Here is a 6,165-nt window from a genome sequence, read left to right as displayed (position 1 = left end):
GCGGGTGGGTGGCCATCAAGCACACGCTCGACGGCAAATCAGCCATGCTCATGAGCGACACGGTGCTACTGCAAGAGGAAGTTAACCCGCTTATGTCGGCCGCGCTGGCCCAGGGGCTGGAAATCGGGGCCGTACACAACCACTTTTTTTACGAAGAACCGCGCATCTTCTACATGCACATCCACGGCATGGGTGCCCCGGCCGAGCTGGCCCGCAAGTTTGCCGCCGCGCTGAAGGACTCCAAGTTGCTGCCGGCCAACCAGCCGAAGCCCAGCGGCGGCACCCCGGCCGCGCAGGTGGGCAATAACGCCACGCCGGCCCCCGGCCCGCCCACCGGCAAGGAGCTGTTTGATATTCCGGCGCTCGACAAAGTGGTGCAGTACCAGGGCACGGTGAACGGCCCCACCTACAAGTACACCGTGGGCCGGGCGGACCTGCAATCGGTGATGATGGGCACGGAAATGACCGCCGCCATTGGCCTGAACTCGTGGGCCGCGTTTGCCGGCAAGCAAGCTGACGCGCACGTTGCCGGCGACATTGCTATGCTGGAGCACGAAGTAAACCCGGTTATAAAGGCCCTGCGCGCCCACCAGTTGGAGGTCGTGGCCGTGCACAACCACATGTTGTTTGACCAGCCCCGCATGATGTTCCTGCACTACTACGGCCGCGGCCCGGCGGCGCAGCTCGCCGCCGGCTTCCGCGCCGCGCTCGACCAGTTGGGCAAGGGCAAAACGGGCATGAAAATGAAGCACTGACAGGCCGGTAAATCAGCCCCGTTTTTTAAGGGCCTAAACCGGCAAAATACCACGTTTGGCAAGTCGGGGCCGTGGGGCGAAAACCCGGCACGATTCCGAGGTTGGGATTATAAGCTACATTATGTTAAGGGAGGATTCCCAGACAAAGGACCTGGAATCATCCTTTCCCCCACTGCCCCTAAAGTGCTATTTCTCGGCTGACTCGGGGCCCTCGTGCGCGCGAGGCGACGCCGCTGCTTGGCCAGTGGCCGGCAAGGCAAACTCCTGCGGCAGCTGGCCGCGCAGGACCAGTTGCTGCAGGCAGTGAGCGGCGAAGGCATCGGCTGCCGGGGAGGCCAGCGCGGGGTTGGGCGTGTAGTCGTCGGTTGAGGTGGATTTGCGGGCCATCGTCGAGGAGAAGGAGTTAGGAAAAAGCCGGGGCCGGCAGAGCCGGTACGAAATCATCAAAGACCTGGTAGCTGAGGATCTGGTAGCGGCGAGAATAGGCGCGCAGGTGCACGGCGATAATTCGTTCCCTAGTGGCACGATCGGAGCCCGGGGTGTACTCCACGACCAACATGCGCTTCTCGGCCTCTTGGGCGAGTAGATAGTGACAGGGAATAGCCTGTTGCTCGGCGTCGGTGAGGTGCACGGCATTACCTGGCACCAGGACGACAACTTCCAGGTAGATTTTGTGACGGGTGGGAGCCGGCATCGGACGGATAGGAGTTAGGCTGGTTTTGGGGACTTAGCGGCGACTAGGCCCAGGCGCACGAGCAGCAGGCCGCCGGCATTGCGGCTGGCTTTGAGCTTGCCGGTTTTCAGGTCGTGGTTGTAGCGGTTGACCTCTTGTACATGAGCCGCGCTGGAGAGAATGGCTTGCCGGTGCCTAGCATCGGTGATGCGCAGCTCATCGAGGACCCGTGCCGCATTATCGTAGTGACTCTGCGGTACTCCAGGTAAGGTTTGAGTGGTCGGCACGAGATCGAAGGGAATGCTTTCAGCCAGGGCTTGTGGCTTCACCGTGAATGAAATATGCTTGAAGCTACGGCCTAGCTTCTCCAGCTTGTAGCTGATATGCAGTTCGGTGTGCTCGTTGATCTGCTTAACTGCTGGATCCAATACTTTTTCTCGGAACTGGCCGAACTGCTTCAGCTTCTCATTGCCTTTACTGTCGACCAACCCAAAGGCACTCTTGAGCTCTTGAAGATCATATTTCTTTGTTTCTCCTAAGTCCTTCCACTGTGAGCAAAGTTGATATATACGCTTAGCGTACTTGCTAGTAAGCCGTAGTGCTGCTTGAAGTTCGTAGCTGGTGAAATTGTCCTTCAGGCCAAACAAAAAGGGCAAAACGGCCTCAGATAACTTGATTTCAATAATTCCTTGGCCCTTCAAATAATCTACATACTGAAACATCCACATCTGGCGGTATCCTCTCTCATGCTCTATCTCAAACATGCGGGAGCCCATATCTTCAGTTGCTTTACGGAGATAGGAATAGTGATACTGCTTGTTTGTAAGAGCAGATAACTCTTTAATGGAAAGCTGATAAGCTGAGGAAGGATGGTCTTTTCGCAGCTTCGATATGAGGAAAAACAGCACATCAAGCTGGATTTCTGAGTACTCGTACCGTGCGTTTGTAAGAGCGTTATGTTGGCGTATTTCTAATTCGCTACTCATGGTTATGCGTTGATATACAGCACAATGATAGGTAATTATTACATTGTTTTATCACAGTGTTATACAAAAGTGTTTTTTAACGGATTAAAAGTGTTCTGTTGGCGGATTAAAAGTGTTTCTTGACGGATTAAAAGTGTTCCTTGGCGGATTAAAAGTGTTTTTTGACGGATTAAAAGTGTTTTTTATGCTTTGTAACTATCTGTCTGACAAATAGTTACGACCCCTTACAAATAGAACAAATAAGTACAAATACACCAATTGCTGTTCCCGCGAAGAAAAAAGGGCTTTTAAAGTGTGAATGGGTGGGACGATCTACCCGGGAAACAAACAAAAACAGCATAACAAACAGGAAGCCAGTAATTTGCGAGCATTCAAAAAAGTATATATTATTGATAATCAATAGTTTAAGAAACACATTTTTCCGCCTATATGCTGCTTTGGACGGCTATGTGCTTTCTGCCTAGTTCAGCCCTTCTCCCCGTACTTTGTACTATGGCAGACCATATCTTCCGTTTGAAAGATACCCCAGTGGGTACTATCCTGGTCAAGTTCTACCAGATTGAACCCTACAGCGACGATGCTTTCATGAGGGCTCAGGCCCTGGACTTCCTGCAGGCAACCGCTGGCTCAGGCAATAGCTGGAGCCTTTCGCTCTATCAGGGAAGTATTGCCGCCAACCCTGTACTACCCGAGGCCATTGCCCAACTGCACGCAAGATGCCCTACGTGTACCGCTGTGCGCATCGAACAGGCGTTGTGACACACAGACCAGGGACAGAAGCTACGAGTGCCGTAAAGGGGCTATATTTGCGTTATCCGAAAAACGCCGGCGCACGTACAAACGGCGACCCGGGCCGAAACCCAGATCGCCGTTATCCTACGGATGCCCGAGCCAGTAGCTAACCACGGCTCGAACTGCTCCCCCTAGGACTGCCTTGAGCAGCTCCAGGGAGATGCGGAACCAACCAGCCTGGCCAGTCGGTTTCGCCTTTGCACGTTTACCCATTTTCGCTTGGGAGTAAGGGTGCGTAACTCACCCACTTCCTGAAGCCCTGGCTGTGTCACCAGCCGGGGCTTCGTCTTTTCAGACGTCGCATTGGCGGGGTGACAACCGTGCAAGTGGGGCGAAGATAAAGGGGTTAGTGCGAAACGGGTTAAACACATACAGGGGGCGCACTAGGCTCCTTGAGGCCAGTTATCGACTCTTAAATACTTGTAGCTGCAGGAGTAGGGCAGTGGGGAGAAATCCGTACCTTGGAGCGCAGACGGGTCCGTTCTGGCGTTGTTCGCGCAAGATGTGTTTTGTGAATCGCGCTTCGCGCAATCCAGGAAACCCGTTCGCCCGTTGGGCTCACTACACTTGCCCCTTCGGGGACCCACTTATGGCCGACCTACCCGCCCCTGATTCTACTCCCCACCGCCCCCGAAAAGGAGGCCGGAAGGCCGGCCCGCTGGCCGAGAAACAGCGCCACGTCGTCAGCGTCCGGCTGACTGATGCGGAGCACGAGCGCCTAACCCAGGAGGCCGAGCGGTACAAGTTGAGCCAGGGCGAAGTGTTGCGGTCGGTCTGGCGGAAACAGAACACAGCCACGAAACTGCAGGCCCCACCGACCCCGGAGGAAGCGCGGCAGTTGGCGCAGCTGGCCGGCATGGCGGCGAACCTGAACCAGCTCACCAAGCTGGCCCACTTGGGCCAGGACCAGCGCACCGGAGCCACGACGGTCCTCGGGCAGATGCACCAGCTGCTGAAGCGGCTCACGGGCGAGGGGGCATGATTGGCAAGGTGAAGGTGAACCAGTCGTTCGGGGCCATGTGCCGGTACGTGCTGCAGGAGCAGTCCCCCGGCAAAGGAGCCGAGGTGCTGGCCGCGCACGGGGTGCGCACGGACAGCGCCGCGCATATGGCGGCGGACTTCGACGCGGTGCGGGCCATGCGGCCCGGACTAGGCAAGGCCGTGCTGCACGTCGCGCTGGCCTTTCCGGTCGAGGAAAAGGAGAAACTGACCAACGAGGTGATGGGCCGCATTGCCCAGGACTACCTAAGGGGGCTAAAAATAGACCCGGAGAGCACGCAATGGGCCGTGGTGCGGCACCAGGACAAGACCCACCCGCACATGCACCTGGTGGTGAACCGGGTGGATCTGGACGGGCAGACGGTGAGCGACCAGTTTATCCGCTCCCGGAGCGTGGACGTGTGCAAGGGTATCGAGCAGGAATATGGGCTGATCGTGGCCGACCAGGTGGGCCGCCAGCAGGCCCGCGAAATCGGCCCGACCCCGGCCCAGGTGAAAGCTACGACCCCGAAAGAGGAACAGTCGGCCGACTGGAGCCGCGCCCGGCAGGAGATCGGCCGCGCCCTGAGCTACACGGCGGGCGAGGCCCGCAGCTTTGACGAGCTGCGCGAGGCGCTGCGCCCCCGAGGCATCGAGCTGGAGCTGACGCGGCGCAAGGACGGGAGCCCGGCCGGGGTGGTGTTTGCCCAAGACGGGCACCGGGTGAAGGGTAGCCAGGTGGGCCGCGAGTACAGCGCCGGCAACCTGGAAACGGGCTTTGCTAAGGCCCGGGAGCTTGGCCAGGACCCGGCCCAGCAATGGCAGCAGGTGGGCCAGGACTACGCGCTGGCCAAGCTGGCGGCCGCGTACGCCCAGGCCAAGCAGCGCCAAGTCCAGCAGCAGCCGAGCCAGCAGCAGTCCCGGGACTTTGGGATAGGGGATTAACTTTTCAGCAACGACTTATGCAAGAGCTACTGCAAGACATAAACGCGCTACGGCGGGGCATCGAGGCGCTGAACAAGCGCAGCTTAGAGCAGGGCCGGCCGGTGAGCCGGGCCGAACTGGACGAGGTGCTGGCCAAGGTGAAGCAGGAGGTGCGGTTTACCATCAACTACCAGGGGGTAGCGGAGGCCATCCAGCCGCACCTAGCCACGCCGGCGAAGGTGGAAAACACGCTCACCACGGGCACGGCGCAGCTGCAGCAGGTGATTGACCGGATTCCGCGCAGCGTGCCCGTGGTGGGGGAAGTGTGGGGCTTTACCAGTATGCGGCTGGGGCTGGGGGTGGTGGCCCTGCTGCTGGCACTGGCCAGCCTGAGCACCTACCTCTGGAAAGAGAAAGCGGCGGCCGAGGCACAAGTGGTGCAGCTGCAGCAGGAGCAAGCCAAGAAAAAGACGGCGCTGGATTGGCTGACCCAGGGTTATTGGGACTTAAAGCGCGACAATCCGAAGCTGGTCAAGAAGTATTTCCCACAGTAGGGCTTTTAGAGGTCTTCTCAGGAAACGGAGAATACAGCACGTTAAGCGCCCACAAGCCGCGTCCTGAGCACAGAGAAGGAACAGTCAACCGTTTACCTTACGTACCCTAAGCCGTCTCATTCATTCCTTGTTCTATGTCCGATTCCCGTTTTTCCCGCCGTGACTGGCTCAAAACCACGGCGCTGGCCACCACGCCGCTGCTGCTAGGCCCCTTGCCCTCCTTCGCCGAAGCCCCGGCCCCCGGCAACACCCCGCCGCTGAGCGCGGCCGACATTGCCGCCATCGAGGCCGCGATGGGCAAGAAAGGGGCCTACGTTGAAGCGCAGGCCACGCACAGCACCCCGTTGCCGCGCAACGACTTGAAAGTGACCATCAAGGGGGAGCCGGTGCCCATTTCCTTCGGCTTCGGCGGGTGGGTGGCCATCAAGCACACGCTCGACGGCAAATCAGCCATGCTCATGAGCGACACGGTGCTACTGCAAGAGGAAGTTAACCCGCTTATG

At 58.4% G+C, this 6,165-nt stretch carries 9 protein-coding genes; 6 read left to right on the top strand and 3 right to left on the bottom strand.

Translation table 11 applies throughout. The annotated features are described in order from the left end of the window. Positions 1 to 755, top strand: a 755-nt coding sequence (locus tag CHB83_RS23275; RefSeq protein ID WP_089334528.1) for an LppY/LpqO family protein, incomplete at its 5' end; no start/stop codon positions are given. Positions 756 to 941: 186 nt separating this feature from the next. Here CHB83_RS23275 and CHB83_RS23270 read toward each other — a convergent pair. Genes CHB83_RS23270 through CHB83_RS23260 form a run of 3 tightly spaced genes read right to left on the bottom strand, consistent with a single transcriptional unit; the run spans position 942 to position 2,414 of the window. Continuing rightward, positions 942 to 1,142, bottom strand: coding sequence for a hypothetical protein (locus CHB83_RS23270; protein WP_089334527.1), 201 nt, complete (start codon positions 1,140 to 1,142; stop codon positions 942 to 944). 16 nt (positions 1,143 to 1,158) lie between these two features. Then, positions 1,159 to 1,449, bottom strand: coding sequence for a hypothetical protein (locus CHB83_RS23265; protein WP_089334526.1), 291 nt, complete (start codon positions 1,447 to 1,449; stop codon positions 1,159 to 1,161). Positions 1,450 to 1,463: 14 nt separating this feature from the next. Continuing rightward, positions 1,464 to 2,414: a replication initiation protein gene (locus CHB83_RS23260; protein ID WP_089334525.1), complete on the bottom strand. Its 951-nt coding sequence runs from the start codon at positions 2,412 to 2,414 to the stop codon at positions 1,464 to 1,466. A 492-nt stretch (positions 2,415 to 2,906) separates the two neighbouring features. Between CHB83_RS23260 and CHB83_RS23255 the strand changes: the two genes are divergently transcribed. The 5 genes from CHB83_RS23255 to CHB83_RS23235 all read left to right on the top strand — a co-directional run. Next, a complete protein-coding gene (locus tag CHB83_RS23255; protein WP_089334524.1) occupies positions 2,907 to 3,173 on the top strand; it encodes a hypothetical protein in 267 nt (88 codons plus the stop codon). Between the two features lie 535 nt (positions 3,174 to 3,708). After that, a complete protein-coding gene (locus CHB83_RS23250; RefSeq protein ID WP_089334523.1) occupies positions 3,709 to 4,188 on the top strand; it encodes a plasmid mobilization protein in 480 nt (159 codons plus the stop codon). Positions 4,189 to 4,202: 14 nt separating this feature from the next. Beyond that, positions 4,203 to 5,129, top strand: a complete 927-nt coding sequence (locus CHB83_RS23245; RefSeq protein WP_179225631.1) for a relaxase/mobilization nuclease domain-containing protein — start codon at positions 4,203 to 4,205, stop codon at positions 5,127 to 5,129. Between the two features lie 17 nt (positions 5,130 to 5,146). Then, positions 5,147 to 5,662, top strand: coding sequence for a hypothetical protein (locus tag CHB83_RS23240; RefSeq protein WP_089334521.1), 516 nt, complete (start codon positions 5,147 to 5,149; stop codon positions 5,660 to 5,662). A 134-nt stretch (positions 5,663 to 5,796) separates the two neighbouring features. Beyond that, positions 5,797 to 6,165, top strand: a 369-nt coding sequence (locus CHB83_RS23235; RefSeq protein WP_143437268.1) for a DUF1259 domain-containing protein, incomplete at its 3' end; no start/stop codon positions are given.

Source organism: Hymenobacter mucosus, from assembly GCF_900188255.1.
In the GTDB taxonomy this organism is placed as follows: Bacteria; Bacteroidota; Bacteroidia; order Cytophagales; family Hymenobacteraceae; genus Hymenobacter; species Hymenobacter mucosus.
Note: the sequence above shows the minus strand (reverse complement) of the source record. Positions and strands in the feature narration are given on the sequence as shown.

Bases quoted from the DNA above. Each gene is read 5' to 3' on its own strand.
- CHB83_RS23270 (WP_089334527.1), bottom strand. From the start codon at position 1,142: ATGGCCCGCAAATCCACCTCAACCGACGACTACACGCCCAACCCCGCG.
- CHB83_RS23265 (WP_089334526.1), bottom strand. From the start codon at position 1,449: ATGCCGGCTCCCACCCGTCACAAAATCTACCTGGAAGTTGTCGTCCTG.
- CHB83_RS23260 (WP_089334525.1), bottom strand. From the start codon at position 2,414: ATGAGTAGCGAATTAGAAATACGCCAACATAACGCTCTTACAAACGCA.
- CHB83_RS23255 (WP_089334524.1), top strand. From the start codon at position 2,907: ATGGCAGACCATATCTTCCGTTTGAAAGATACCCCAGTGGGTACTATC.
- CHB83_RS23250 (WP_089334523.1), top strand. From the start codon at position 3,709: ATGTGTTTTGTGAATCGCGCTTCGCGCAATCCAGGAAACCCGTTCGCC.
- CHB83_RS23240 (WP_089334521.1), top strand. From the start codon at position 5,147: ATGCAAGAGCTACTGCAAGACATAAACGCGCTACGGCGGGGCATCGAG.